Origin of the sequence: Gordonia araii NBRC 100433 (assembly GCF_000241265.1) — a bacterium.
Classification (GTDB): Bacteria; Actinomycetota; Actinomycetes; order Mycobacteriales; family Mycobacteriaceae; genus Gordonia; species Gordonia araii.
In genome coordinates this window covers 125,274-148,997 of the sequence record NZ_BAEE01000063.1, presented here as the reverse complement: position 1 = coordinate 148,997, position 23,724 = coordinate 125,274, and the positions used below count along the sequence as shown (strand labels likewise).

Annotated in this window: 24 protein-coding genes; 17 read left to right on the top strand and 7 right to left on the bottom strand. The window is 67.5% G+C overall.

Annotated elements, in window-relative coordinates:
• Positions 1-28: 28 nt before the first annotated feature.
• The 4 genes from tsf (at position 29) to GOARA_RS13800 (ending at position 3,191) form a co-directional block, all read left to right on the top strand.
• Positions 29-853 (top strand): translation elongation factor Ts, encoded by an 825-nt coding sequence (tsf, locus tag GOARA_RS13815; RefSeq protein WP_007323018.1) that lies wholly within the window; start codon positions 29-31, stop codon positions 851-853.
• A gap of 152 nt (positions 854-1,005) precedes the next feature.
• The gene (gene pyrH, locus GOARA_RS13810) at positions 1,006-1,740 is read left to right on the top strand and encodes a UMP kinase (protein ID WP_007323017.1); all 735 of its coding nucleotides are present in this window, start codon (positions 1,006-1,008) and stop codon (positions 1,738-1,740) included.
• Between the two features lie 14 nt (positions 1,741-1,754).
• The gene (gene frr / locus GOARA_RS13805; protein WP_007323016.1) at positions 1,755-2,312 is read left to right on the top strand and encodes a ribosome recycling factor; all 558 of its coding nucleotides are present in this window, start codon (positions 1,755-1,757) and stop codon (positions 2,310-2,312) included.
• Between the two features lie 12 nt (positions 2,313-2,324).
• Positions 2,325-3,191: a phosphatidate cytidylyltransferase gene (locus GOARA_RS13800; protein ID WP_007323015.1), complete on the top strand. Its 867-nt coding sequence runs from the start codon at positions 2,325-2,327 to the stop codon at positions 3,189-3,191.
• Between the two features lie 43 nt (positions 3,192-3,234).
• Here the strand turns inward: GOARA_RS13800 and GOARA_RS13795 are convergent, their stop codons facing one another.
• On the bottom strand, positions 3,235-4,203 hold the full coding sequence (locus GOARA_RS13795; RefSeq protein WP_007323014.1) for a zinc-binding alcohol dehydrogenase family protein: 969 nt from the start codon (positions 4,201-4,203) through the stop codon (positions 3,235-3,237).
• Between the two features lie 68 nt (positions 4,204-4,271).
• On the opposite strand from GOARA_RS13795, the gene GOARA_RS13790 reads away from it, so the two are divergent.
• Complete coding sequence (locus tag GOARA_RS13790; RefSeq protein WP_007323013.1) at positions 4,272-4,889, top strand: TetR/AcrR family transcriptional regulator C-terminal domain-containing protein; 618 nt, start codon at positions 4,272-4,274, stop codon at positions 4,887-4,889.
• Here the strand turns inward: GOARA_RS13790 and GOARA_RS13785 are convergent, their stop codons facing one another.
• Entirely contained in the window at positions 4,890-5,543 is a 654-nt protein-coding gene (locus tag GOARA_RS13785; protein ID WP_040523371.1) for a hypothetical protein, read from the bottom strand.
• Positions 5,544-5,642: 99 nt separating this feature from the next.
• Here GOARA_RS13785 and rlmN point away from each other — a divergent pair, with 99 nt between their 5' ends.
• Complete coding sequence (rlmN, locus tag GOARA_RS13780) at positions 5,643-6,746, top strand: dual-specificity RNA methyltransferase RlmN (protein WP_040523307.1); 1,104 nt, start codon at positions 5,643-5,645, stop codon at positions 6,744-6,746.
• A 48-nt stretch (positions 6,747-6,794) separates the two neighbouring features.
• Here the strand turns inward: rlmN and GOARA_RS13775 are convergent, their stop codons facing one another.
• A complete protein-coding gene (locus GOARA_RS13775; RefSeq protein WP_050947292.1) occupies positions 6,795-8,450 on the bottom strand; it encodes an HNH endonuclease signature motif containing protein in 1,656 nt (551 codons plus the stop codon).
• A 156-nt stretch (positions 8,451-8,606) separates the two neighbouring features.
• Positions 8,607-8,876, bottom strand: a complete 270-nt coding sequence (locus tag GOARA_RS13770) for a DUF2631 domain-containing protein (RefSeq protein WP_007323009.1) — start codon at positions 8,874-8,876, stop codon at positions 8,607-8,609.
• A gap of 79 nt (positions 8,877-8,955) precedes the next feature.
• Between GOARA_RS13770 and dxr the strand changes: the two genes are divergently transcribed.
• From dxr to GOARA_RS13745, 5 genes are all read left to right on the top strand, one after another.
• Positions 8,956-10,134: a 1-deoxy-D-xylulose-5-phosphate reductoisomerase gene (gene dxr / locus GOARA_RS13765; RefSeq protein WP_007323008.1), complete on the top strand. Its 1,179-nt coding sequence runs from the start codon at positions 8,956-8,958 to the stop codon at positions 10,132-10,134.
• Positions 10,131-11,351 carry a M50 family metallopeptidase gene (locus GOARA_RS13760; protein ID WP_007323007.1) on the top strand — a complete coding sequence of 407 codons (1,221 nt, stop codon included), beginning with the start codon at positions 10,131-10,133 and terminating at the stop codon, positions 11,349-11,351. Before dxr ends, GOARA_RS13760 begins: the two co-directional genes overlap by 4 nt.
• Positions 11,352-11,359: 8 nt before the next feature.
• The gene (gene ispG / locus GOARA_RS13755; protein WP_040523306.1) at positions 11,360-12,526 is read left to right on the top strand and encodes a flavodoxin-dependent (E)-4-hydroxy-3-methylbut-2-enyl-diphosphate synthase; all 1,167 of its coding nucleotides are present in this window, start codon (positions 11,360-11,362) and stop codon (positions 12,524-12,526) included.
• A 33-nt stretch (positions 12,527-12,559) separates the two neighbouring features.
• Positions 12,560-13,393 (top strand): GNAT family N-acetyltransferase, encoded by an 834-nt coding sequence (locus GOARA_RS13750; RefSeq protein WP_007323005.1) that lies wholly within the window; start codon positions 12,560-12,562, stop codon positions 13,391-13,393.
• 97 nt (positions 13,394-13,490) lie between these two features.
• Positions 13,491-14,021 carry a zinc ribbon domain-containing protein gene (locus tag GOARA_RS13745; protein WP_040523305.1) on the top strand — a complete coding sequence of 177 codons (531 nt, stop codon included), beginning with the start codon at positions 13,491-13,493 and terminating at the stop codon, positions 14,019-14,021.
• A 10-nt stretch (positions 14,022-14,031) separates the two neighbouring features.
• Here the strand turns inward: GOARA_RS13745 and GOARA_RS13740 are convergent, their stop codons facing one another.
• Positions 14,032-14,589, bottom strand: a complete 558-nt coding sequence (locus GOARA_RS13740; protein ID WP_007323003.1) for a hypothetical protein — start codon at positions 14,587-14,589, stop codon at positions 14,032-14,034.
• A complete protein-coding gene (locus GOARA_RS13735; protein WP_007323002.1) occupies positions 14,522-14,953 on the bottom strand; it encodes an AMP-binding protein in 432 nt (143 codons plus the stop codon). The genes GOARA_RS13740 and GOARA_RS13735 overlap by 68 nt, the downstream gene beginning before the upstream one ends.
• A 117-nt stretch (positions 14,954-15,070) precedes the next feature.
• Here GOARA_RS13735 and GOARA_RS13730 point away from each other — a divergent pair, with 117 nt between their 5' ends.
• The 5 genes from GOARA_RS13730 (at position 15,071) to GOARA_RS13710 (ending at position 21,004) form a co-directional block, all read left to right on the top strand.
• On the top strand, positions 15,071-15,676 hold the full coding sequence (locus GOARA_RS13730) for a TetR/AcrR family transcriptional regulator (RefSeq protein ID WP_007323001.1): 606 nt from the start codon (positions 15,071-15,073) through the stop codon (positions 15,674-15,676).
• Between the two features lie 70 nt (positions 15,677-15,746).
• Positions 15,747-17,579: a penicillin-binding transpeptidase domain-containing protein gene (locus GOARA_RS13725; protein WP_050947291.1), complete on the top strand. Its 1,833-nt coding sequence runs from the start codon at positions 15,747-15,749 to the stop codon at positions 17,577-17,579.
• Positions 17,580-17,628: 49 nt separating this feature from the next.
• Positions 17,629-18,537: a type I methionyl aminopeptidase gene (gene map, locus GOARA_RS13720; RefSeq protein ID WP_007322999.1), complete on the top strand. Its 909-nt coding sequence runs from the start codon at positions 17,629-17,631 to the stop codon at positions 18,535-18,537.
• 7 nt (positions 18,538-18,544) lie between these two features.
• Positions 18,545-20,059 (top strand): cobyric acid synthase, encoded by a 1,515-nt coding sequence (locus GOARA_RS13715; protein WP_007322998.1) that lies wholly within the window; start codon positions 18,545-18,547, stop codon positions 20,057-20,059.
• A gap of 123 nt (positions 20,060-20,182) precedes the next feature.
• On the top strand, positions 20,183-21,004 hold the full coding sequence (locus GOARA_RS13710; protein ID WP_007322997.1) for an alpha/beta fold hydrolase: 822 nt from the start codon (positions 20,183-20,185) through the stop codon (positions 21,002-21,004).
• A 17-nt stretch (positions 21,005-21,021) separates the two neighbouring features.
• Here GOARA_RS13710 and GOARA_RS13705 read toward each other — a convergent pair whose 3' ends face one another.
• On the bottom strand, positions 21,022-22,101 hold the full coding sequence (locus tag GOARA_RS13705; RefSeq protein WP_007322996.1) for an alpha/beta hydrolase: 1,080 nt from the start codon (positions 22,099-22,101) through the stop codon (positions 21,022-21,024).
• 112 nt (positions 22,102-22,213) lie between these two features.
• Here GOARA_RS13705 and mqo point away from each other — a divergent pair, with 112 nt between their 5' ends.
• Complete coding sequence (mqo, locus tag GOARA_RS13700) at positions 22,214-23,719, top strand: malate dehydrogenase (quinone) (RefSeq protein WP_040523303.1); 1,506 nt, start codon at positions 22,214-22,216, stop codon at positions 23,717-23,719.
• Positions 23,720-23,724 lie beyond the last annotated feature (5 nt).

Sequence of the window (23,724 nt, the reverse complement as noted above, 5' to 3'; positions counted from 1 at the left end):
GCCAATCCATTAAGGAGGCTCGCCACTCATGGCGAACTACACCGCAGCCGATGTGAAGCGGCTTCGTGAGGTAACCGGTTCGGGCATGCTCGACTGCAAGAACGCCCTGGCCAACAACGACGGCGACTTCGACAAGGCCGTCGAGGAACTGCGCATCAAGGGCGCCAAGGACGTCGGCAAGCGCGCTGAGCGCTCCACCGCCGAAGGTCTGGTCGCCGCCCGTGGCGGCGCGATGATCGAGCTCAACAGCGAGACCGACTTCGTCGCCAAGAACGACGAATTCCAGACGCTCGCCGACGAGGTGCTCGGCGCGGCGCTGGAGGCCAAGACCAGCGATGTCGAGGCGCTGAAGGCCGCCAAGCTGGGTGACGGCACGGTCGCCGACGCGATCGCGGCGCTCTCGGCGAAGATCGGCGAGAAGCTGGAACTGCGTCGCGTGGTCTACTACGACGGCCCCGTCGCGATCTACCTGCACAAGCGTGCTTCCGACCTGCCTCCGGGCGTCGGTGTTCTCGTGTCCTACGAGGGCGACGGCGAAGGCGCGGCTGAGGCCGCGCGCAACGCGGCGCAGCAGGTGGCCGCGCTCAAGGCGACCTATGCCTCCGAGGCCGACGTCCCCGAGGACGTCAAGGCCAACGAGCGTCGCATCGCCGAGGAGACCGCCAAGGAGGAGGGCAAGCCCGAGGCCGCTCTCCCGAAGATCGTCGAGGGCCGTCTGAAGGGCTTCCTCAAGGACGCGGTTCTGGTGAACCAGCCGTTCGTGAAGGACTCGAAGAAGACCGTCGGCTCGGTTCTGTCCGACGCCGGTGCCTCGGTGAAGGCATTCACCCGCTTCGAGGTCGGGCAGTCCTGACCGCCTAGCACCAACTCGCAGCGGGCCCCGTTTCCCGTCCGGACAGGTCGGGGGCGGGGCTCGCTGCTGTGCACCCTAAGATGAAACGAGTGCGCGAAGCGCCGCGGGCGCGGGAGAGCGGGCCCATCTGGGTCGGGAGAGCGAGGAGTCACATGGCGGGGTCGGAAGACGCCTCTACCAGGCACGGCTACAAGCGGGTTCTGCTGAAGCTCGGCGGCGAGATGTTCGGCGGGGGTGAGGTGGGCCTCGACCCCGACGTCGTGGCCGCCGTCGCCGATCAGATCGCGGAAGTTGTCCGCGACGGTGCTCAGATCGCCGTCGTCATCGGCGGTGGCAACTTTTTCCGCGGCGCTGAGCTGCAGCAGCGCGGTCTCGACCGCGCACGCTCGGACTACATGGGCATGCTCGGCACCGTGATGAACTGCCTGGCGCTCCAAGACTTCCTCGAGAAGCGCGGTGTCACCACGCGTGTGCAGACCGCCATCACGATGGGTCAGGTCGCCGAACCCTACTTGCCGCTGCGCGCGGTGCGTCACCTGGAAAAGGGCAGGGTCGTCATCTTCGGCGCCGGCATGGGCATGCCGTACTTCTCGACCGATACCACCGCGGCGCAGCGGGCACTGGAGATCAAGGCCGAGGTCGTACTGATGGCCAAGGCGGTCGACGGGGTGTACACGGCGGACCCGCGGGAAGACCCCGAGGCCACCATGTTTACCGAGATCAGCCACCGCGAAGTGCTTGAGAAGGGGCTCAAGGTCGCCGACGCCACCGCGTTCAGCCTCTGTATGGACAACAAGATGCCGATGTTGGTGTTCAATCTGTTGACGGAGGGGAACATCGCGCGCGCCATCGCCGGCGAGCGGATCGGCACCCTCGTCACTACCTAGGAGAACGTAGATTCATGATTGACGACGCGCTGTTCGACGCCGAGGAGAAGATGGAGAAGGCCGTCTCCAAGGCGAAAGACGACATGGGCTCGATCCGCACCGGTCGGGCCAACCCGTCGATGTTCAACCGGGTGGTCATCGACTACTACGGCTCTCCGACTCCGGTTACCCAGGTGGCCAGCATCAGCACACCTGAGGCGCGCCTCGTGGTCATCAAGCCGTACGAGCCGTCCTCGCTGGGCGACATCGAGACCGCGATCCGCAACTCCGACCTGGGTGTCAACCCGACCAATGACGGCAACCTGATCCGTGTCTCGATCCCGCAGCTGACCGAGGATCGTCGTAAGGAGCTCGTCAAGCAGGCCAAGGCAAAGGGCGAGGACGCGAAGGTCGCCATCCGCAACGTGCGCCGCAAGGCGGTGGAAGAGCTCAAGCGCATCCAGAAGGACGGCGAAGCCGGCGAGGACGAGGTCGTACGCGCGGAGAAGGAACTCGACAAGACGACCGCCTCGTACGTCGCGCAGGTCGACGAGATCGTCAAGCACAAGGAAGGCGAACTGCTCGAAGTCTGAGCAGACACCTCGATGACATCTCAGCAACTGCCCGCACCACCCGCCGACGCCAAGAAGTCGAAGGCGGGCCGCAATCTTCCCGCCGCGATCGGCGTCGGGGGCTTCCTGGGCGGTCTGTGCATCGCCGTTCTGCTGTTCGCCCCGCAGTGGTGGTACGCGCTGGTCGGTGCGGCCGTCGTGGTCGCTTCGTGGGAGGTCATCAAACGCCTGCGCGAGGGCGGGTTCGCGGTGCCGGTCGCACCGCTGCTCGTCGGCGGTGCCGCGATCATCGCGTCGTCCTGGTTCTCCGACGGCAACCCGGCCGGGGTGCTGGTCGCACTCGTTGCGACGGTTCTGGTCACGATGGTGTGGCGCCTGCTGAGCCAAGGTCTGTCGGCGGCCCCCGTCGGCTATCTGCCAGATCTGGCAGCGTCGGTGCTGGTCCTGCTGTGGATTCCGGTGCTCGCATCGTTCGGTGCCGCAATGGTTCTCGACGACCACGGTCCCCAGCGCGTCTTCACGCTGATGATCGTGGTGGTGTGCTCCGACGTGGGCGGCTATGCGGCCGGTGTCCTGTTCGGCAAGCATCCGATGGTGCCGGCGATCAGTCCGAAGAAGTCGTGGGAGGGCCTGGTCGGCTCGTTGACCTTCGGCATCATCGGCGCCGTGTGCTGCGTGGTCTTCCTGCTGGACAGCCACTGGTGGATCGGGGTGATCCTCGGAGCTGTCCTGGTGCTCTGCGCCACGCTCGGCGATCTGGTGGAATCGCAGGTCAAACGCGACCTCGAGATCAAGGACATGGGTTCACTGCTGCCCGGCCACGGCGGCATCATGGACCGCCTCGATTCGCTGCTGCCCTCCGCGTTCATCGTCTGGGCCGTGCTCTCCGCGCTGCTCTGACAGCTGGGTCGTCGCAAACGCGCCTGACTCCCGCACTGTTCTCCTAGTCGGGCACGACGACCGCGCGCTGCGGTCCGTGCGCCGTCCATGCCCGCGCGACGTCGGACAACCGATAGCTCGCGTACGGAATGCGAACGCGGCCGGCGTCAATCAGCCCGATGAATTCTGCGACGGCATCGAACATGGTCGCGGGATCGACGCTGCCCAGGCCGCTGCCGACGATCGTGTACGGGCGACTGCGCAGCAGGGAACCGGGGACTCGCGCTGTCGCGCCCGCGGACTCGCCGATGTCGATGTGGGTCACCTCGGCGTTTCCGGGCAGCGAGGCGATTGCGTCGAACGTCAGCTCGGCGACCGTTCCCCAGACGAAATCGATGACTGTAGAGGGCGCGATGCCGTCGAGTGCGCGGCCGAGGCGATCGGCGTCCCCTGAGCCGGTCAGCGCGACGGTGCGCACCTGGTCATTGTCGTCGGTGGCGATACGGGCGAGCGCATCGGTGTTGCGGCCGACGGCGACAACGGCGTTGGCGCCCAGGGTGAGTGCGTTGTCAACAGCGATCCGCCCGGCCATTCCGGTGGCGCCGAGGATGAGTACGGATCCGAGGTCCGCGCCGCGCGCGGTCAGCTCGGCGTGACGCATGGACAACGGCAACCACGACGCCAGGCCGGGATTGCATCCGGCGGCCACGGCGAGCGGGTCGACGCCGTCGGGGAGCGGTAGGCCGAACGCTGTTGGGACGGCCATTCGTTGCGCCATCGTCCCCCATGGCTGCGCCACCATGCCGGTGTAGATCAGTCGCCCGTCGTCGGTGCGTGCCACCGCGTCGACGCCGGGGATCAGGGGCCAGATGCCGTCGGAACTGTAGTGGTGTCCGGTCGCCCGCGCCCGGACGATGTTGTGGATGCCGGCCGCCACCAAGTCGACGATGCGATGGTCATCGCCGGCCACCGGCTCGGCGAAATCGGCGTATCGGGGTTGTTGATCGGGCCCGGAAATGACCGCTGCCTTCATGGTGACCTCCTGATTTAACGATGTTAAGGACGTCAACCAGGGTTCCCTAACAGTGTTAAGGTGTCAAGGTGCCAGCAAAACTCAGTCGCGAGACGATCGTCGATGCCGCCTTCGAACTCCTCGACGCGGCGGGGATCGATGGTCTGACCGTGCGAGCACTGGCCACGAAGCTCGGCGTGAAAGCGCCGGCGTTGTACTGGCATGTCGAATCGAAACAAGCGCTTCTCGACGAGATGGGCACCGAGGTCGCCCGGCGAATCGCCGAACGCGCGAATTCCGAGCCATACGGCGACTCACTCGCCGAAGCCTTGCGCACATACGCCGCCGTCGCGCGCGAGGAGTACCTGGCCCACCGGGACGGCGCGCGGACCTTCGCCGGTACGCGTCTCGTCGACCCCGAAGTGTTGCGCCGCCAAGAGGGCGCCCTGCGGCATTGGGCCGAGCGCGGCATCCCCCTGGAGCGGATCATCGACGCTTACGACATCGTTACGGCATTCGTCGTCGGATTCGTCATCGAGGAACAGGATCGCCAGGACGCGGCTCGCTACTCGCTGCCTGAGCGGGACGCCGCGGTCGGGGCCGATCACCCGCTGGTGGTGGCCGCCGGACACCATGGTTTCCGGCCGGCCCAGCAACGGTTCGACGAGCAGTTGGCCGTTATGGTGACAGCGGTCGCCGGGAGGTGATCAGGGCGGCGGGACCTTCGCGCGCCCACCCACAATGGCCACGGCGACGCTGGCGGCAACGATGACTAGACATACCACCAGGGTGAAGTAGGCCGACGGCCCTGCGCTGAATGTGTAGTTCGCGTCGATGTAGCGGCCGGACCGTTCGTTGAAGGTGATCGTCGTGAAGTCGGGTCGCAGGATGAAGGTCAAGGCCAGCAGCGCTGCGAGGATTGCCACCACGGTATTGATGATGGCGATCGGGCGTCGGCCGACATTGCACACGATGAGGATTGCGAGGATCAGCACGGGGAGCAGGACGAGCAGCGTCGGATACACACCGCCGAGGGTCATCGCGCTCGCGCCGAAGCGCAGTGGAAGCCCTTCGCCCTGATGCGTCCACCGGCCGAAGCCGTTGATCGTCGACGACGCGCCGGTCGAGTTGGCGACGACGGTGGTGAAGGTGGTGAAGCCGCCAACGATGATCGCGAACCATCCGATAATCGGGATCGCGCCGAGAACGCGCGTCAGCCCGACGTTCTTGAGCGGCGGCTTCGGAGCGGGCGCGAAACTCTGAGGCGGGTACGGGGGCGGATAAGCAGGGCGGACGAACTGCTGTTGGGGGTAAGGCTGCTGCGGCGGGCCGGGCATTCCCCCTGGAGTCGGCGCATTCATCGGTAGTCGTTCCCCCTCGCTGGTGTGGTCGTAGACGACACTAATCGGTGCGCGGCGCCGGGTTGGTGCATCACTCGTCCGACGTGGGAGAATCTGACTATGACTTCCTTGCCGCTGGTGTTCGACGCGCCCAAGCGCGGCAAGCCCCCGACCCACTTCGCCGATCTGTCGCCAGAGGATGCCGCGGCCGCGGTCGAGCGACTGGGATTGCCGAAGTTCCGGGCGAAGCAGCTGGCCAACCACTACTACGCCCGGCTGTCGGCCGACGTCGCGGAGATGACTGATCTTCCCGCTGCCGTCCGTGCCGATGTCGGTGAACATCTCTTTCCGTCGCTGATGACGCCGGTGCGCGCCATCGACACCGATGATCACACGACGCGCAAGACACTGTGGCGACTGCACGACGGCACGCTGCTGGAAAGCGTGCTGATGCGCTATTCCGACCGCAACACGCTCTGCATCTCGTCGCAGGCGGGCTGCGGCATGGCATGCCCCTTCTGCGCGACCGGACAGGGGGGACTGGACCGCAACCTCTCGACCGCTGAGATCGTCGACCAGGTTCGTTCGGCCGCCCGCACGCTGCGTGACGGCGAGTTCGGCGCGCCCGGCCGGCTGTCGAACGTCGTGTTCATGGGCATGGGGGAGCCGCTGGCCAACTACAAGCGGGTGGTGGACGCGGTCCGCAAGATCACGTCGCCCTCGCCGCACGGTCTGGGGATCTCCGCCCGGTCGGTCACCGTCTCCACCGTCGGTTTGGCACCGGCGATCCGGCGGCTGGCCGACGAGGGCATGTCCGTCACGTTGGCCGTCTCGTTGCACACTCCCGACGACGAACTGCGCGACACGCTGGTCCCGGTGAACAATCGATGGTCGGTCGCGGAGGTCTTGGAAGCCGCGCGCTACTACGCGGATACGACCGGGCGCCGAGTGTCGATCGAATACGCGCTGATCCGCGACGTCAACGACCAGCCATGGCGGGCGGACATGCTGGGGCAGAAGCTGCGCGACGCGCTCGGATCGCTGGTGCACGTGAATCTGATCCCGCTGAATCCGACGCCGGGCTCGGAGTGGGACGCGAGCCCCAAGCCGGTGGAGCGAGAATTCGTGACGCGCGTACGCGACCAGGGCGTCTCGTGCACCGTCCGCGACACACGGGGTCAGGAGATCGCGGCGGCGTGCGGGCAGTTGGCTGCCGAGGGATAGGTCGCGATCGTCAGCACGTACGCATTGTCAGCGCAGACGGGTACGCCTTCACGCCGCGTCGAGCAGCGCGGTCAACGTGGACTCGACGCGTGACCTGTTTGTTGTGGCGTTCTCCGGGGGTGGCTGCTCTGAAACGCTCTCGTCGCGGGGGCATTCCGCTTGTGGTGGCTGAGACGAGCGGGGCGGGCTGGTCGATCGAAGGCTGGCAGGGCCGGTGGATGCGCCGCCGTTGCTGGGCAGGTGTTTGAGGAAAGCTTCCGGGTGGTGGACGGGGTTCGTGCGATAGGGCTGGTCGCTACCGGCCATTCGCCAGCCGATGCGTCCGGCCTCGGGGCCGGACGTGATCACCGTGGTCTCCCAGTTGCCGGGTTTGTCGCCGACGTTGCGGTTGTCAGGCCCGCATGCGCCGGTCAGCTCGGCCGCGTCGGTTCGTCCGCCTTTGGCGTAGTCGGCTGCGGCGTGGTGCGCCTGGGTGCGGATGAACGGTTCCGTGCAGCCGGGCCGAGTGCAGCCGCGGTCGCGGCCGAACAAGGCGAGGCGTTGGCTGAAGGTGGCGATCCGTTTGCCGCGCCCGAAGTCGAGTATCTCGCGGGTCTTGTCGGCGAACACCTCGAGCCACGGGTTGGCTTCGGCGGCAACCTCGATCAGGTCGGCGACTGGGACCAGGGTGCCCGTGGTGGTCAGTGCCGCCCCATTGGGGTGACCGGCGGCCAACGAGGTCAACTGCGATAGCTCAGCTGTCACGACGAGTTGGGCGGGGATGCGGTCCGGGCGGCCCAGCGCCTGGTGTCCCAGGACCCATTCGCACAACGTGTCGAGAGCATCGTGGTTGCGCTGGGCCGGCGTGCGAGTATCGCGTTTCACGGCGTCGGCCAGTGCGTCGCGTTCGCTTTCGCCGAGGTCGGCGATCGAGCCTCGCACCGGGTGCTCGTCGTCGGGGTTATTCATGCCCGGGGCCGCCCAGTTGTGCAGGATCACTTCGAACTTGGCCCGCAGTGCCGGTGTCATTTCCCCCGTGATCTTGCTCATGAGCCGCCGGTCTTGGCGGCACAGCGTCAATCCGCGTTGGCGCTGCCGGTCGGTATCGTCGGTCAGCTTCCCGTCCGGGTCGAGATGGGCGAGCAGGCGTTGCCCGATTGGCTTCAAGTCCTGCGGTGCCATCGTGCGCGCGGCTGTAGCAAGTATGTCGACCGCACGGTCAGTGTCGGCATTTGGGCACAATGACGGCACTTTGGCCAGGATTGCTTCGATCTCGTGGATGTGGTCGGCGGAAATCTCGCCCTCGGCCACGCCTGCGGCCACCGGTTCCCGGCTCGGTGGCAATGGCTGCCCGCTCAGGGAAGTGAACTTGCCGATCGCCAGTACCGTCTCATAGCGCCGCTTGGCTTCGGTCGGGCCCAACCGCAAGTCCTGGGCCAGGAATCGCCGTACCGATGAATGGCCTTGGATTCGGTAGAGATTGCGGTCTGAAATCTCGACGAGTAACGCTGCGTCTACCCCGGCGCTCCGGCGGCGAGCTGTTTCGATTGCCTTGAGCGCGCCCATGACCTCCGCATCGGAGGCCAATCCCATCGCGACGTCGGCGAGTTTGGCCGTAGCCGCATCAATTAGTAGCGCCAGGGCGAGTGGAGTCTCGGGCAACTCGAATCCCTCGGCAATGTCGTAGTCCACACTGCGCTCGGTCCCTCCGGGCACGCGATTCACCCCCTTTGATCAGCCGCAACAGCCCCTAATCGAACATATGTTCATAGTACGGCCGCGCGCGCGTTGAGGCAAGGGAAAACCCCAATTAGTTGGGCATTGCGCTCCGATCGAACGTGGCGGCGGAGCTGCCCGGGAGGGCTTTGGGTGAGTACCCAGTCAGGCGGACTTGCTGCGCCCGGGGGAGACGGTGTTCCTGATCAGTAAGAACGCGATGACGGCTGCGGTGGCCACGAGGAAGATGTCTTCGACCTTGCCGGTGTGGTTGCCGATAAGCATGCCCAGCAGGGCGATCACTACGAACCATCCGGCGATCGAGCCGGTCTTGCGGCCGAAGCCGTGCCAGCCGAATCGCGCCGACGGAGCCTCGACCGGCTCGCGGACCCAACCGGTATCCACGCTGGGGTGATCGACCTCGGTGCTAGCCACTTGACGACTCCTTCGACGGTGCTGGTGCGTTGGCAGTCATCATAACCGCCGTGTGTCCGACTTCTCGTGATGGGGGAGAATGACCCGCGTGACCACACGAGTACTGCTCCTCGGGTCGACCGGTTCGATCGGCACCCAGGCCCTGGAGGTGATCGCCGAGCACCCCGAGCGCTTCACCGTCGTCGGGCTCGGTGCCGGCGGCGGAAATCCTGCGACGTTGATCACTCAGGCGCGCGAGTTCGGCATCCCGGCGTCGGCGGTCGCGGTCGCGGACGATCAGGCGGCCCGCGAGGTGTCCGAAGCCCTGGGGGACCAGGTGCTCTCCGGGGCCGACGCGATGGTCGATCTCGTCGAGTCGGTGCCCGCTGACATCGTGCTCAACGCCGTCGTCGGTGCTCTCGGCCTCGCCCCCAGCCTGGCCGTGCTCGCATCGGGGGCACGGCTCGCGCTCGCCAACAAGGAGTCGCTGGTGGCCGGCGGATCGCTTGTGGTCAATGCCGCATCGCCGGGGCAGATCGTGCCGGTCGACTCCGAGCATTCGGCGATCGCCCAGTGTCTGCGCGGCGGGAGTGCCGCCGAGGTGGATCGCCTGGTGCTGACCGCGTCGGGCGGCCCGTTCCGCGGCTGGAGCGCGGAGCAGCTGCGCGACGTCACCCCGGAGCAGGCGGGTCAGCATCCGACCTGGTCAATGGGCCCGATGATCACCCTCAACTCGGCCACGCTGGTCAACAAGGCGCTGGAGGTCATCGAGGCACATCTGCTGTTCGACGTGCCCTACGACCGCATCGACGTCACCGTCCACCCGCAGTCGATCGTGCACTCGATGGTCACTTTCGTCGACGGTGCCACCATCGCCAAGGCTTCCCCTCCATCGATGAAGCTGCCCATCGCCCTCGCCTTGGGCTGGCCCGATCGTGTGCCCGGTTCGTCGGCGGCGTGCGACTTCTCGACCTCGTCGCAGTGGACGTTCGAACCCGTCGACAACGAGGTCTTTCCGGCGATCGAGGTGGCCCGCGATGCCGGGCGGGCCGGCGGCAGTCTGACCGCGGTCTACAACGCTGCCAACGAGGTCGCGGCGCAGGCCTTTCTCGACGGTCGGTTGCGGTTCGACCGCATCGTCCCGACCATCGTCGACGTACTCGCCGCGGCTGACGAGTGGAGGGCCGAGCCGGGTACTGTGGAAGAGGTATTCGCCGCTGACCGGTGGGCCCGCGCCCGGGCCGCGCAGGTGGCGAGAGCAACGGAGTTGAACCAGTGAGTTTTGCCCTCGGGGTCGCGGCGTTCGCGATCGCATTGGTGCTGTCGGTGGCATGGCACGAGTGCGGCCACATGTGGGCCGCGCAGGCCACCGGCATGAAGGTGCGCCGGTTCTTCGTCGGGTTCGGTCCGACGCTGTGGTCGGCGAGGCGCGGCGACACCGAATACGGCTTCAAAGCGTTGCCCCTCGGCGGCTTCTGCGACATCGCCGGGATGACCCCGTATGACGAGCTGACGCCCAGCGAGCAGCCGCGCGCGATGTACAAGCAGAAGCCGTGGAAGCGGTTGGTCGTGCTGTTCGCCGGCCCGCTGCAGAACTTCATTCTCGGCTTCGTGCTGATCATCGTGCTCGCGGTCGGGTGGGGGCTGCCCAACCTCAAGCCGGAGCCGACGCCGGCGGTGGTCGCGTCGACCTTCTGCGTCGCGCCGCAACTGAACGAGAAGGGCGAGAACGCGGTGCCCTGCGCCGGTGCGGGCCCCGCCGCCGCCGCCGGGCTTCGTGCCGGCGACAAGATCGTGTCCGCCAACGGCAAGCCGGTCACGACGGCTGCCGAACTCAGCCCCCTGCTGGCCGAGGCAACCGGTCCCGTCCAACTCGGCGTCGAGCGCGGCGGACAGTTGCTGAGCCTGACTGTCACACCGACGCCGGTGACCATCACCGGTCCGGGGCCGAACGGCACCACGACCACGCAGAACCGCCAGATGGTCGGCCTGAAGTACCCCGCGCCACCCGCGCCGGTCAAACACAACGTACTGTCTGCGATCCCCGCGTCGGTCGCCTTCACCGGGCAGATGTTCGAGGCCACGTGGGATGCATTGCTCTCGCTGCCGACGAAGATCGGAGCCCTCTGGACGGCGGTGACTGGCGGTGAACGCTCACCGGACACGCCGATCAGCGTGTGGGGTGCCTCGGTCATCGGCGGCGACGCCGTGGAACGCGGCGTATGGGAGCTGTTCCTGGGGCTGCTGATCAGCATCAACTTCTTCCTGGGACTCTTCAACCTCGTGCCGCTGCTCCCACTCGACGGCGGCCACATGGCCGTGGTTCTCTACGAAAAGATCCGCGACACGGTCCGCCGACGCTTCGGTAAGACGGCGGCTGGACCGGTCGACTACATGAAGCTGATGCCGGTCACCTATGCGGCCGTCGCGGTGATGGGCGCGTTCATGGTGCTGACGCTCACCGCCGACATCATCAATCCGATCCAGCTGTTCTGAGGTTTGCCATGACCAGCCCATCGTCAATCCCCATCGGACTCGGTTTGCCCACCGGGCCGCCGCCGACTCTCGCGCCGCGCCGCAAGACGCGCCAGATCCGCGTCGGCAACGTCGGCGTCGGCAGTGAAAGCCCGATTTCGGTCCAGTCGATGACGACCACCAAGACCCACGACGTCAACGCCACGTTGCAGCAGATCGCCCAGCTGACCGCGTCGGGTTGCGATATCGTCCGCGTCGCCTGTCCGAGGCAGGAGGACGCCGAGGCGTTGCCGGAGATCGCGCGTAAAGCCAACATCCCGGTGATCGCCGACATCCACTTCCAGCCCAAGTACATCTTCGCCGCGATCGATGCCGGCTGCGCGGCGGTCCGCGTCAACCCGGGCAACATCAAGGAGTTCGACGGACGCGTCAAGGAGGTCGCCAAGGCCGCCGGCGACGCGGGCATCCCGATTCGCATCGGCGTCAACGCCGGGTCGCTCGACAAGCGGATGATGGAGAAGTACGGCAAGGCGACACCGGAGGCCCTCGTCGAGTCGGCGCTGTGGGAGGCGTCGCTGTTCGAGGAGCACGGTTTCGGCGACATCAAGATCTCCGTCAAGCACAACGACCCGGTGATCATGGTTGAGGCCTACCGGCAGCTGGCCGCCCAGTGCGATTACCCGCTGCACCTCGGCGTGACCGAGGCTGGTCCGGCGTTTCAGGGCACCATCAAGTCCGCGACGGCATTCGGCGCCTTGCTGTCCGAGGGGATCGGCGACACCATCCGCGTGTCGCTGTCGGCGCCGCCGGTCGAGGAGATCAAGGTCGGCGACGCGATACTGCAGTCGCTGAATCTGCGACCTCGCAAGCTGGAGATCGTGTCCTGCCCGTCGTGCGGTCGAGCACAGGTCGACGTGTACAAGCTGGCCGAGGAAGTGACGGCCGGTCTCGATGGCATGGAGGTGCCCCTGCGGGTGGCCGTGATGGGTTGTGTCGTCAACGGACCCGGCGAGGCGCGCGAAGCCGACCTCGGTGTTGCGTCCGGTAACGGCAAGGGACAGATCTTCGTCAAGGGTGAGGTGATCAAGACGGTGCCCGAGTCGCAGATCGTGGAGACGTTAATCGAGGAAGCCCTGCGAATTGCCGAGGAATCGGGCGACACTGAGAGCGGTACCCCCGTCGTTACCGTGACCTGACGGGGGCCTCTCGTCGGAGGAGGAGTCCGGCTCATGCTGACCAGGAGTCGACAGCCGCTGCAGACCAGCGATGCGCTGGCCGTCGCGCGCGCCCTGGCGGCCGATCCGGTCGCCTGCTGCATGGTCGCGGCCCGGGTGGAGTCCTACGGCATCGAGCCGCGCTGGCTGGGCGGTCAACTGTGGTCGGCCGACGATCCCGAGTTCTCGCTGTGTTTCTCCGGCGCGAATCTGATCCCGCTCGTCGGCGACGAGGCGGACCTGGACTATTTCGCCGAGACCGCCTTGACGAGGCCGAGGGAATGCTCGTCGATCGTCGGACCCGCGCCGCTGGCGCTGGGACTATGGGAACGGATGACCGACGCATGGGGACCGGCCCGCGAGGTGCGGCCGGTGCAGCAGTTGATGGCGCTGAAAGGCGAGCCGCTCGCGCCCGTCGACCCCGAGGTGCGACTGGTCACCCGCGACGACCTCGACGTTTACTTTCCGGCCGCGGTCGACATGTTCACCAGCGAGATCGGCGTCGATCCGTGCGGACTCGACGGCGGTCGTGCGTATCGCAAACGGCTCCTCGGGTTGATCGATGCGCAGCGAGTCTTCGCGCGTTTCGACGGCGGGCGCGTCGTCTTCAAAGCGGAGATCGGCGCGCTATCGCATGCCGCCGGCCAGATTCAGGGCGTGTGGGTGGCGCCCGATTGCCGCGCCAACGGTATGGGTAAGGCGGGCACCGCCGCCGTCGCGTCGGCCATTCGGTCCCACGGCCGGATCCCGAGCCTGTATGTGAACGACTTCAACGTGGGTGCTCGACGGGCGTACGAGGCCGTCGGCTTCGAGCAGGTAGGCACGTTCGCCACGGTCCTGATCGACTGATCGTCGTTCCTCCCGCACGGTTTCGCATTTCCCGACGCGATCCCGTCGGGAAACGCGAATCGGTGCGGGAGGAGTTGCCGACGATAGCGTGAACCCCGTGAGCGAGAACGTCTACACGTACCTGAGCCTTGATTGCAGCGCCGACGAAGCGCCGGCCCTCGTCACAGATATCGCCGACTGGCTCGTGAGCAGTGGGACGTTCCACCGCGACGAGGAGTTGGGTTGCCTCGTCGCCAATGAGGGCGCGCTGAGCATTCTCGACGAGGGCTTTACCCCTGGCCCGGTGCCGAGTGGGATCTACGGCCTCGTCTACCCGAGGGCGGGTTGGACCTCGGCGGACCCGGGTGGCAACTGGGAGTCCCCGCCGTGTCCTCGGTGTGGCACCGCCTTCAGAGTTCAACGCGAGCACGTAGACGCGTGGCAGGAGACCCAGGCCGAGCCGGATGTCGAGTGCACGAGCTGCGGGCACTCGGGTCCGCTCGGCGACTGGGAATCCGTGCGCACGGTGTACCTCTCGCACGCGACGTTCCAGTTTCGGGAGTGGCCGTGGAGTCTGAGTCCGGTGTTCGAGCACCAGCTGCTCACGAGGTTGGGGCCGCGTTCACGCAGCGTTTATGCCCGCTGGTAGTGGGCGACGCCTACGACGACGCGGCGACCGCGTCCCGGAACGCTTGCGGCAGTTCGTCGTCGGCCAGCTCGCGCATCTCGATCGGGCCGCCGGTGTAGGAGTCCTCGCCGATGATGTACAGGTTCTCGTCGAAGGGCCAGAAGATGATGTTGCGCATGGAGACCAGATAGGTCTTCGCGATGTCGGCGAAGGCGGCGGCCATCGGGTTCTCGGCGAGAAACGCGCCGGGCTGGATCATCGTCAGGATGCCCTCGATCACGATGCAGTCGTCGTCGACGACCATGCGCTGGCAGTCGAACTCCAGGATGTGCGCGTTCGATTCGACCAGATGCGAGTAGTAGGTGCGGACACCGTCGAGACCTTTGGGCCCGACATCGCCGGCAAGTTCCCAGAAGTGGTAGTCGGTGGCCGGGCCCAGGGTGCCCATCAGTCCTTTGAGATGCCCCTGATGCTCGAAGTGGGCATGCTCCAGCATGCGCTCGAGCATCGTGCGGTGACGCTCATTCGTCGTCGTCGCCAGGCGGGCCTTGATGAAGTCGCACAGCGACTCCTGGTTGATGTCGACCATGGTTGTTCGCCAGCTCGCGGTAGGCGTCGCCGACCAGGACGATCTGGCAATCGGTGCGCACCACGTCGTCGAGGAGTTCTGCCCCGCGCCGTGTCGGATTGATGCCGACGACGGTCGCACCGCAGAGTGCCGCGCCGCCGATCAGGAACAGGTACTCGGGATCGTTGTCCATCAGCACCCCGACGTGCCAGGGGCCGTCGCCGCGCAGGCCGGTCAGGGCCGCGGCGCGGATGGCGCATTCTTGGACGAACTGCTGCCAGGTCCATGATCCGTCGGCGTTGACGAGAGCGATGCCCGGGTCGTCCCGACGGGCGTGCAGCAGGTCGGCCGTGGTCACGGGCACCTGCTGTGGCGTGTCCGACATTGAGTCCTCCAACGTGAGCTGAGTTACATTACGTAATGCAACGGAACGTAATATGTCAGCGTGGTTCTGTCAACCGGGATCTGGAAAGATTCGAAGAACCGGCGAAGAGGAGGCGGCGTGACCACTGGGGACTTCGCAGTCGCGGGCCGGCCCCGCGATGCCCGCATCGACGGCGCGGTGCTCGAGGCCACCCGCGCTCTGCTCGCCGAGGTCGGCTACGCGGATCTGACATTGACGGCCGTCGCGGCGCGCGCGCGGACCTCGGTGCCGGCACTGCGGCGTCGCTGGCCGAGTAAGGCGCACGTCGTCCACCACGCGGTGTTCCCCGACGATCTCGCGGTACCGCCGCGCGCCCCTGATTCCGGGCTCGCCGACGAGGTCGCGACCGTGGTCGACAACTGCATCGCACTCTTCTCCGACCGCGCGATGCGGCGGGCGATCACCGGGCTGCTCAGCGACCTGGTGGCCGACGACGAACTGCAGCGCGAGCTGACCGCGCGGCTGCGCGAGGTCGTCTGGAACGACTTGGAGGAGAGGTTCACCGATGCGGCACGGCGCGACGGGGTCGACCTGACTTTCGACCCGTCGGCCATCGTCGAAACGGCGTTCGGGGCGACCCTGCTCGCCGTCGTGCTGCGCGGAACCGATGCCCTCGACGCCCAGTGGCGGGAAATGATGGCGGCGACCCTGCTTGCCGGTTGCCGGGTGGCTCCGCCCGCCTAATCGGGTGCGACGAGGGGTTCCCCGCGTGGCAACCGTGAACTCGCGGTTCACGCGCCTAACATCGGCGGTGATGAAGACTTCTCGAACAGTGGTACGGGCCGCCGCGATCGCGACGGCCGCCGTCGTGGGCGTCTCGCTGAGCGCCTGCGGCTCCGTCGACGAGAACCCGCGGCGCGTGGTAGAGCGCTTCATGGCGTCGATCGCCGACCGCGACGCCAAGGGCGCGGCCGCGCAGACCAACGACCCGGTGACGGCCGCGGGCGCGATCGCGGGCTTGTGGGGCGGCCTGACCGCGGAGAGGCTCGACTACTCGACCGGGCGCGTGCGCTTGTCGGTCGACAACGCCCTGGCCGACGTGACCTACACGTGGAAGCTGCCGGGCAACCGCGAATGGACCTACACCGCCCAAGTGGCCGCGAGCCGTAGCGACACCGGCTGGTCGGTGCGGTGGATGCCGACGAATCTGCATCCCGAACTCGGCGCCGACCAACGGTTGAAGTTTCGCGTCATCGAGGCGCCGCGCGCCGAGGTGAACGAGGCCGACGGCTCGCGCGTGATGGCGAACGGGACGGTTGTCGGGCTCAGCTTCGACGCGAAGACCGCGCAGCGAGCGGGTGCCGAGCCCGCCGAGTCCGCCGCGGCGGCCGTCGGCGCGCTGCGCCGTTTCGACCCGAAACTCAACGCCCAGCAGATCGTCGAGACGTCGACCGCCACCGGCAAGCCGTATTCGCTGATCAGGTTGAGCCACCGCGACTTCGACCAACTGCGCGACCAGCTGGCCATTCCCGGCGTGGTCGCGACCGACCAGGCCGAGTTGCTTCCCACCGAGCCGAACTTCGCACCCGCGCTGCTCACCCAGGTGCGCAAGGTCGTCGGCGACGAGACGGTCGGGGCGCCGGGGTGGCGCGTCGATATCGTCAACCCGAACGGTCTGACGGCCGGTGTGCTGACCGACCACTCGCCGACGCCGTCGCCGGCGGTCACGCTCACCCTGTCGCGGGCGGCGCAATCCGCTGCGCAGCGCGCGGTGAACGCGTCGGATCGCTTCAAGATCGCCATGGTCGTCATCCAGCCGTCGACAGGCAACATCCTGGCGATCGCCCAGAACAAGCGCGCCGATGCCGACGGCCTGATCGCCACCAACGGACTGTTCCCGCCGGGATCGACGTTCAAGATCGTGACTGCCTCCGCGGCGATCCGCGCGAATCTGGCCCACCCGGATTCGATCGTCCCCTGCCCGGGAGAGATTCAGATCGGCTCCCGCGTGATCCCGAACTACGACCGGTTCGCGCTGGGCGACATTCCGCTACTCGGCGCTTTCGCGCAGTCCTGCAACACGACTTTCGCGCATCTGGCCAGCCGGATGGGACCGTCGGACCTCGCCAACCAGGCAGCCGCGATGGGTCTCGGCGCCACCTACGACATCCCCGGCCTGACGACCGCGTCGGGTTCGGTTCCGATCGCGCCCGAACTCGTGGCCCGCAGCGAAGACGGATTCGGGCAGGGCAAGGTGCTGGTCTCGCCGTTCGGCCTGGCTCTCGTCGCCGCGACCGTGGCGCATGGCTCGTCGCCGGTGCCCAAGTTCATCGTCGGACGTGAGACGACGGTGTCGGGACCCCGGCCGGAGGTCGATCCGAAGATCTACCAGGAAGTGCGCCCGATGATGCGGGCGGTCGTCACGCAGGGCACGGGCACTGTGGTCAATGGCATGGGGCCGATCTTCGCGAAGACCGGTGAGGCCGAGTACGCCGGCGGGTCGCACGCGTGGTTCGCCGGATACCGCGGCGACCTGGCATTCGCGACGCTGATCGTCGGCGGTGGCGATTCGACCCACGCGGTCGGCGTCACCCGGGACTTCTTCTCGTCGCTGCCGGCCGGCTACGGTTTGGGCGGCCGTCGCTGACGGTCGTTCGATGGCTACGGCCGAGAGGCGCGGCGCTACAGTGGACGTCATGTCTGTTCGCGCCCCGCTAGCCCCCGGAGTCGTGTCGCCCAAGCGCGCCGTGCCCGAGCACATCGTGCGGCCGGAGTACGTCGGCAAGAAGACCGCGAAAGAGGGCGCCGAGCCGTGGGTGCAGACGCCGGAGACCATCGAAAAGGTGCGTGTCGCCGGCAAGATCGCGGCGAATGCGCTCGCCGCCGCGGGTGCGGCCGTCGAACCGGGTGTCACCACCGACGAACTCGACGGCATCGTGCACGACTATCTCGTCGCCCACGACGCTTATCCGTCGACGCTGGGTTACAAGGGCTTTCCCAAGTCCTGCTGTACGTCGCTCAACGAGGTGATCTGCCACGGCATCCCGGACTCGACGGTCGTCGCCGACGGTGACATCGTCAACATCGACGTGACCGCCTACTTCGACGGCGCGCACGGCGACACCAACGCGACTTTCCTCGCCGGCGACGTTGCGCAAGAGGCCGCCGATCTGGTCGAGCGGACGCGGATCGCCACCGAACGAGCGGTCAAGGCGGTCAAACCGGGTCGGGAACTCAACGTGGTCGGCCGGGTCATCGAGGCCTACGCGAGTCGGTTCGGCTACAACGTCGTGCGCGACTTCACCGGCCACGGCATCGGGGAAACCTTCCACAACGGCCTCGTCGTGCTGCATTACGACCAGCCCAACGTCGAGACGATCATCGAGCCGGGCATGGTCTTCACCATCGAACCGATGATCAATCTGGGCGGTCTCGCCTACGAGATCTGGGACGACGGCTGGACCGTGGTGACCAAGGACCGCAAGTGGACCGCCCAGTTCGAGCACACGCTCGTCGTGACCGACGACGGTGCCGAGATCTTGACCCTGCCCGACGCCGACGCTGAGAGCGGGGCGAGCGGGTCGGTCAGCAGCGGCATCGCCTGAATCCGCGATGCGCGGCGCGGTCCTGATCGGCGGTACGACGAGCGACGCCGGCAAGTCCATGGTCGTGGCCGGTCTGTGCCGATTGCTGGCCAGGGAGGGCGTCAGGGTCGCGCCGTTCAAAGCGCAGAACATGTCGAACAACTCGGTCGCGACCCTCGACGGCGGCGAGATCGGTCGCGCGCAGGCCGCACAGGCCGCGGCCGCGGGCCTGGAACCGTCGGTGCGGTTCAACCCGGTACTGCTGAAGCCGGGGTCGGACCGTCGCTCCCACGTGGTGCTCCGGGGACGGGACGTCGGCGAGGTCGGGGCGGCCGACTACGCGTCCTGGCGCTCGCGGTTGCGTGGCGCCGTGCTCGACGATCTGGCCGCGCTGCGCGTGGACTTCGACGTCGTCATCGTCGAAGGGGCGGGGTCCGTCGCCGAGATCAACCTCCGCGATTCCGACATCGCCAATCTCGGCTTGGCATCGGCCGCGCGTCTGCCGGTGGTGCTCGTCAGCGACATCGATCGCGGTGGATCGCTGGCGCACCTGTTCGGCACGACGGCGATTCTGCCCCCCGACGACCAGCGACTCGTGCGCGGATTCGTCGTCAACAAGTTCCGCGGCGACCCCGCACTGCTGGCGCCGGGACTGGAGAGCCTCACCGCACTGACCGGTCGTCCGACGCTGGGGGTGGTCCCGTTCGAGCCGCGCCTGTGGCTCGACGCGGAGGACTCGCTGTCCGCGCCGGTCGGTGCACGGCTCGGTCCACCGCCGGGTCGGGAACGTGCCGAGGAGCCGCTGCGGGTCGCCGCCATCCGACTGCCCCGCGTCTCCAACACCACCGACGTCGAGGCACTGGCGGCAGAACCCGGGGTCGAGGCGACCTGGGTGGCCGACGCGGCCAGTGTGCGCGCTGCCGATCTGGTCGTCGTGCCGGGTACGCGGGCGACCGTCGACGATCTGCAGTGGTTGCGGTCGAACGGTATCGGCGAAGCGCTGATCGAGCGGGTGGCCGCCGGCGCTCCGGTGTTCGCGGTCTGCGGTGGCTTCCAGATGCTCAGCAGCCGGATCGTCGACGATGTCGAGTCGTGCCGGGGAACGGTCGCGGGCCTCGGCATCGTCGGCCAGACGGTCCGGTTCGCGCCGGATAAGACGGTGCGACGCGCGGCTGGCACCGTGTGGGGCCACGATGCGCACGGCTACGAGATCCATCACGGCGTCGTCGAAGGCGCAACCGAGCCCACGTGGCTGACCGTCGGCGACGGCGCGGGCGAAGGCGTGGAGCGGGGTGCCCTGTGGGGCACTCATTGGCACGGGCTCCTGGAGAACGACGAGGTGCGCCGCGCACTGCTGACGCGGGTCGCCGCGGCGCGCGGGACACGGTTCCGGCCGGGCAGCGCATCGTTCGCCGCCGTGCGGGCACAGCAGTTCGACGTGGTGGCCGATCTCCTTGCCGCGCACCTCGACCGCGATGCGCTGCACACCATCGTCGAGGGGCCGAGCGGCGAGCCGCCGGTGATTCGGCACAAACTGGGCTGAGGTGCCCACTGGGTGAAGTTGAGGTGCCCAGTCGGCGAGGATGAGGTGCCCACTCGGCGAGGGTGAGGTGCCCACTCGGCGAGGGTGAGGTGCCCACTCGGCGGAGGGGGATACGGTGGGGACATGACGACGACGAAGAGCCAGATCCACCTCGGCGACCTTGCTTTCGATGTGGCCGTCGGAGGTCCCGAGGACGGCGCACCGGTCCTGCTGCTACACGGCTTTCCGCATGACAGCGCCTGTTTCGACGGGGTGCTGGAGCCGCTGCACGATGCCGGACTGAGAACCATCACCTTCGATCAACGCGGCTACAGCCCCGGTGCACGTCCGGCCGACGTCGACGACTACGGCCTCGACCACCTCGTCGGCGACGCGATCGGGGTGCTGGATCACCTGGGTGTCGAGCGCTGCCTGCTCGTCGGCCACGACTGGGGTGGGATCGTCGGCTGGCATCTCGCCGCCAGGCATCCGGAGCGGTTCACCGGCTATGTCGCGGTGAGCACCGGGCATCCGTCCGCGGTCTCGGCGGCGCTGGTGTCCGGCAGCGACCAGCGCGAACGCTCGGCATACATCAAGACCTTCACCTCCGACGAGGCCGAGGAAAAGCTGTTGGCGCGCAACGCGGTGCTGCTGCGCCGGACCTGTCCGCGCGATGCGGTGGTGAAGATGCAGGAGCCCGGAGCGCTGACCGCGGCGCTCAACTGGTACCGCGCGACGTTCAGCGGCGACATCGCGACGAAGACGGCGTGCGGGCGGGTGACCATCCCGACGACGATGGTGTGGAGCGACGCCGATTCGGCGCTGGGGCGCGAGCAGGCCGAGGGCAGCGGGGATTTCGTCGACGCCGACTACCGGTTCGTCGAATTGACCGGCGTCGACCACTGGGTGCCCGAGAACGCGCCGCAGGAATTGGCCGCGGCGATCATCGCGCGGGCGAACGCGTAACGGCGACGCGCGAGACCTCAGCGCGGAGCGACGGTCTTCTTCGGCGGTGTGGCCGCGGCGGCCTTCTTGGCCGCCGGTTTCGCCTTCGGCGGTTGGAGACCGTTCGCCAGCCACGCCTCGACCTCGGCGTACGCCTGCTCGCGCACCGCAGGCAGCGAGAGGAAGACGTCGTGCCGGGCGTCGGGGATCGGCACCGACGTGAGGCGCCCACCGAGGCAGCCCGCCCACCGCGCGATGTGCGTGACGTCGAGTACCGCGTCGGCGCGGTCGGTTTTCGACGAGTACTGCTTGGCGAAGTAGGACTTGTCCGACCGGAGGACCAGAGCCGGAACCGCGACGTCGAGACCGGCCTGCACGAGCGCGTGGCCGTTGCGGATGGCGCGGATCCAGCCGAAGGTCACCGGAAATCCGCCGAGCGGTTTGAAGTCGAGGTTGTATTTCCATTCGCCGTGCCGGCTGTCGTGGATGCTGTCGCCGTAGGCGGGCGAGAGATCCTGCGGCAGCACGGTGAAGCCGCGCGTGATGCCGACGCCGCGGATCACCGCGGTGACCGCCGGCGAGCGCATCGCGGCGCGACCCTGCAGGTCGAGCCACGGACTGTTGAGGACCAGGCCGCCGATGAGGCTGTGACGCGTGGGGTCGAGCCGGCGCAGGCGGTCGACCCACAGCGGTGTGATGAGTCCGCCGGTGGAGTGGGCCGCCACGATGATCTTCGGGTCGTCCGCACCGGGACCGATCCCGACCTCCTCGGCGATCACGTCGACGGCGAGTCCGAGTTCGACGTCGTAGAGCGCGAGGTCGGAGACGTAGTGGGCGGTCTGCCCGGTGCGTCGCGACCGGCCGCACTTGCGGAGATCCAGTGCATAGAAGTGATAGCCCTGCGCGGCGAAGAACTCCGCGAGGGGTTTCTGGAAGAAGTAGTCGGTGAATCCGTGGACGTAGAGGACCGCGCCCTTGGTCGAGCGCGGGCGCTTCGCGGCGCGCACGAGCGTTGCGGCGATCGGCGACTCGCCGTCCGGGTCGGCCCCCAACTCGAAGACGCGTTGGGAGTAGCCGGTCAACTCGGAATCGGGCTGCCAGTCCTTGGTATCGGTCACGGTTGCCGATCGTAGCCGGGACGGGCGCCGATTGTCCGTCTAAGCACAATCGGGTCGGCCGGTCGCGGGTGCGCTTGCGCGATGGGGAACAATGTGTGGGTAACCGCAAGGAATGGGAGTTTTCGTGTCTGCATCGGTGGTCAAGACGGACGTCGTGTTGGTGGGGGCTGGCATCATGAGCGCCACCCTCGGCGCCTTGCTGCGCCAGTTGGAGCCCACGTGGTCGATCACCTTGTTCGAGGCGCTGGACGCCGCCGCGGCGGAGAGTTCGGACCCGTGGAATAACGCGGGCACCGGTCACTCGGCGCTGTGCGAGCTCAACTACACGCCGCGCACCGCCGACGGCGACGTGAACATCGAGAAGGCCATCTCGATCAACGAGCAGTTCCAGGTGTCGCGCCAGTTCTGGGCGTATGCGGTCGACAACGGAGTGCTGCGCGACCCGAGCGAGTTCATCAACCCGATCCCGCACGTGAGCTTCACCCACGGCGACGCCGGCGTGGACTACCTGCGCACCCGGTACGACCTCCTCTCGCGGGAGACCCTGTTCGAAGGCATGGAGTTCATCACCGATCCCGGGGAGTTCTCCGAGCGGCTGCCGCTGATGGCGGCCGGACGCGACTTCAGCGACCCGGTCGCGCTGAACTGGTTCGAGCACGGTACGGACGTCGACTTCGGAGCCCTCACCCAGCAGCTGGTGAACTTCGTCGGCGAGGGCGCCGACATCTTCTTCGGTCACGAGGTGACCAACCTGTCCAAGCAGCGCGACGGCAGCTGGATCGTGAAGGTCCACAACAAGCGCACGGGCGAGAAGCGGAAGGTCCACGCGCAGTTCGTGTTCGTCGGCGCGGGCGGCGGTGCCCTGCACCTGCTGCAGCGCTCGGGGATCAAGGAGGCCAAGGGCTTCGGCGGCTTCCCGGTGAGCGGCGAGTTCTTGCGCTGCACCAACCCGGAACTCATCGACGAACACCGCGCGAAGGTGTACGGCCAGGCGGCCGTCGGTGCGCCGCCCATGTCGGTTCCGCACCTCGACACCCGCGTCATCAACCACGAGCCCGGCCTGCTGTTCGGGCCCTACGCCGGCTGGTCGCCGAAGTTCCTCAAGAACGGCCGCATCACCGACCTGCCGTTCTCGGTCCGTCCGGGCAACCTGTTGCCGATGATGTCGATCGCGCCCAAGGAATTCGGCCTGCTCAAGTATCTGATCAGCGAGTTGGCTGCCAGCCCGGCCGACCGGATCAACACGCTGCGCGACTTCGTGCCCGAGGCACTCGGCCCCGACTGGGAGACCATCACCGCCGGCCAGCGCGTCCAGGTCATCCGCGGCAAGGGGATCTCGGGTGCGCTCGAGTTCGGCACGGCCGTCGTCGCAGCCGGCGACGGCACGATCGCGGGTCTGCTCGGCGCATCGCCCGGCGCGTCGACCGCGGTGCCGGCGATGCTCGACGTGCTGAGCAAGTGCTTCGGGGACCGCTACGACACGACGTGGGCGCCCAAGCTGGGCGAGATGATCCCCTCCTTCGGCAAATCGCTCTCCGACAACCCCGCGCTGTTCCAGCAGGTGTGGGACTGGACCTCGAAGAGCCTGGAGCTGACGAGGACGCCGGCGAGCGCCTAGGCGGT

Bases quoted from the DNA above. Each gene is read 5' to 3' on its own strand.
- tsf (WP_007323018.1), top strand. From the start codon at position 29: ATGGCGAACTACACCGCAGCCGATGTGAAGCGGCTTCGTGAGGTAACC.
- pyrH (WP_007323017.1), top strand. From the start codon at position 1,006: ATGGCGGGGTCGGAAGACGCCTCTACCAGGCACGGCTACAAGCGGGTT.
- frr (WP_007323016.1), top strand. From the start codon at position 1,755: ATGATTGACGACGCGCTGTTCGACGCCGAGGAGAAGATGGAGAAGGCC.
- GOARA_RS13800 (WP_007323015.1), top strand. From the start codon at position 2,325: ATGACATCTCAGCAACTGCCCGCACCACCCGCCGACGCCAAGAAGTCG.
- GOARA_RS13795 (WP_007323014.1), bottom strand. From the start codon at position 4,203: ATGAAGGCAGCGGTCATTTCCGGGCCCGATCAACAACCCCGATACGCC.
- GOARA_RS13785 (WP_040523371.1), bottom strand. From the start codon at position 5,543: ATGAATGCGCCGACTCCAGGGGGAATGCCCGGCCCGCCGCAGCAGCCT.
- rlmN (WP_040523307.1), top strand. From the start codon at position 5,643: ATGACTTCCTTGCCGCTGGTGTTCGACGCGCCCAAGCGCGGCAAGCCC.
- dxr (WP_007323008.1), top strand. From the start codon at position 8,956: ATGACCCGCGTGACCACACGAGTACTGCTCCTCGGGTCGACCGGTTCG.
- ispG (WP_040523306.1), top strand. From the start codon at position 11,360: ATGACCAGCCCATCGTCAATCCCCATCGGACTCGGTTTGCCCACCGGG.
- GOARA_RS13750 (WP_007323005.1), top strand. From the start codon at position 12,560: ATGCTGACCAGGAGTCGACAGCCGCTGCAGACCAGCGATGCGCTGGCC.
- GOARA_RS13740 (WP_007323003.1), bottom strand. From the start codon at position 14,589: ATGGTCGACATCAACCAGGAGTCGCTGTGCGACTTCATCAAGGCCCGC.
- GOARA_RS13735 (WP_007323002.1), bottom strand. From the start codon at position 14,953: ATGTCGGACACGCCACAGCAGGTGCCCGTGACCACGGCCGACCTGCTG.
- GOARA_RS13725 (WP_050947291.1), top strand. From the start codon at position 15,747: ATGAAGACTTCTCGAACAGTGGTACGGGCCGCCGCGATCGCGACGGCC.
- map (WP_007322999.1), top strand. From the start codon at position 17,629: ATGTCTGTTCGCGCCCCGCTAGCCCCCGGAGTCGTGTCGCCCAAGCGC.
- GOARA_RS13715 (WP_007322998.1), top strand. From the start codon at position 18,545: ATGCGCGGCGCGGTCCTGATCGGCGGTACGACGAGCGACGCCGGCAAG.
- GOARA_RS13710 (WP_007322997.1), top strand. From the start codon at position 20,183: ATGACGACGACGAAGAGCCAGATCCACCTCGGCGACCTTGCTTTCGAT.
- mqo (WP_040523303.1), top strand. From the start codon at position 22,214: ATGGGAGTTTTCGTGTCTGCATCGGTGGTCAAGACGGACGTCGTGTTG.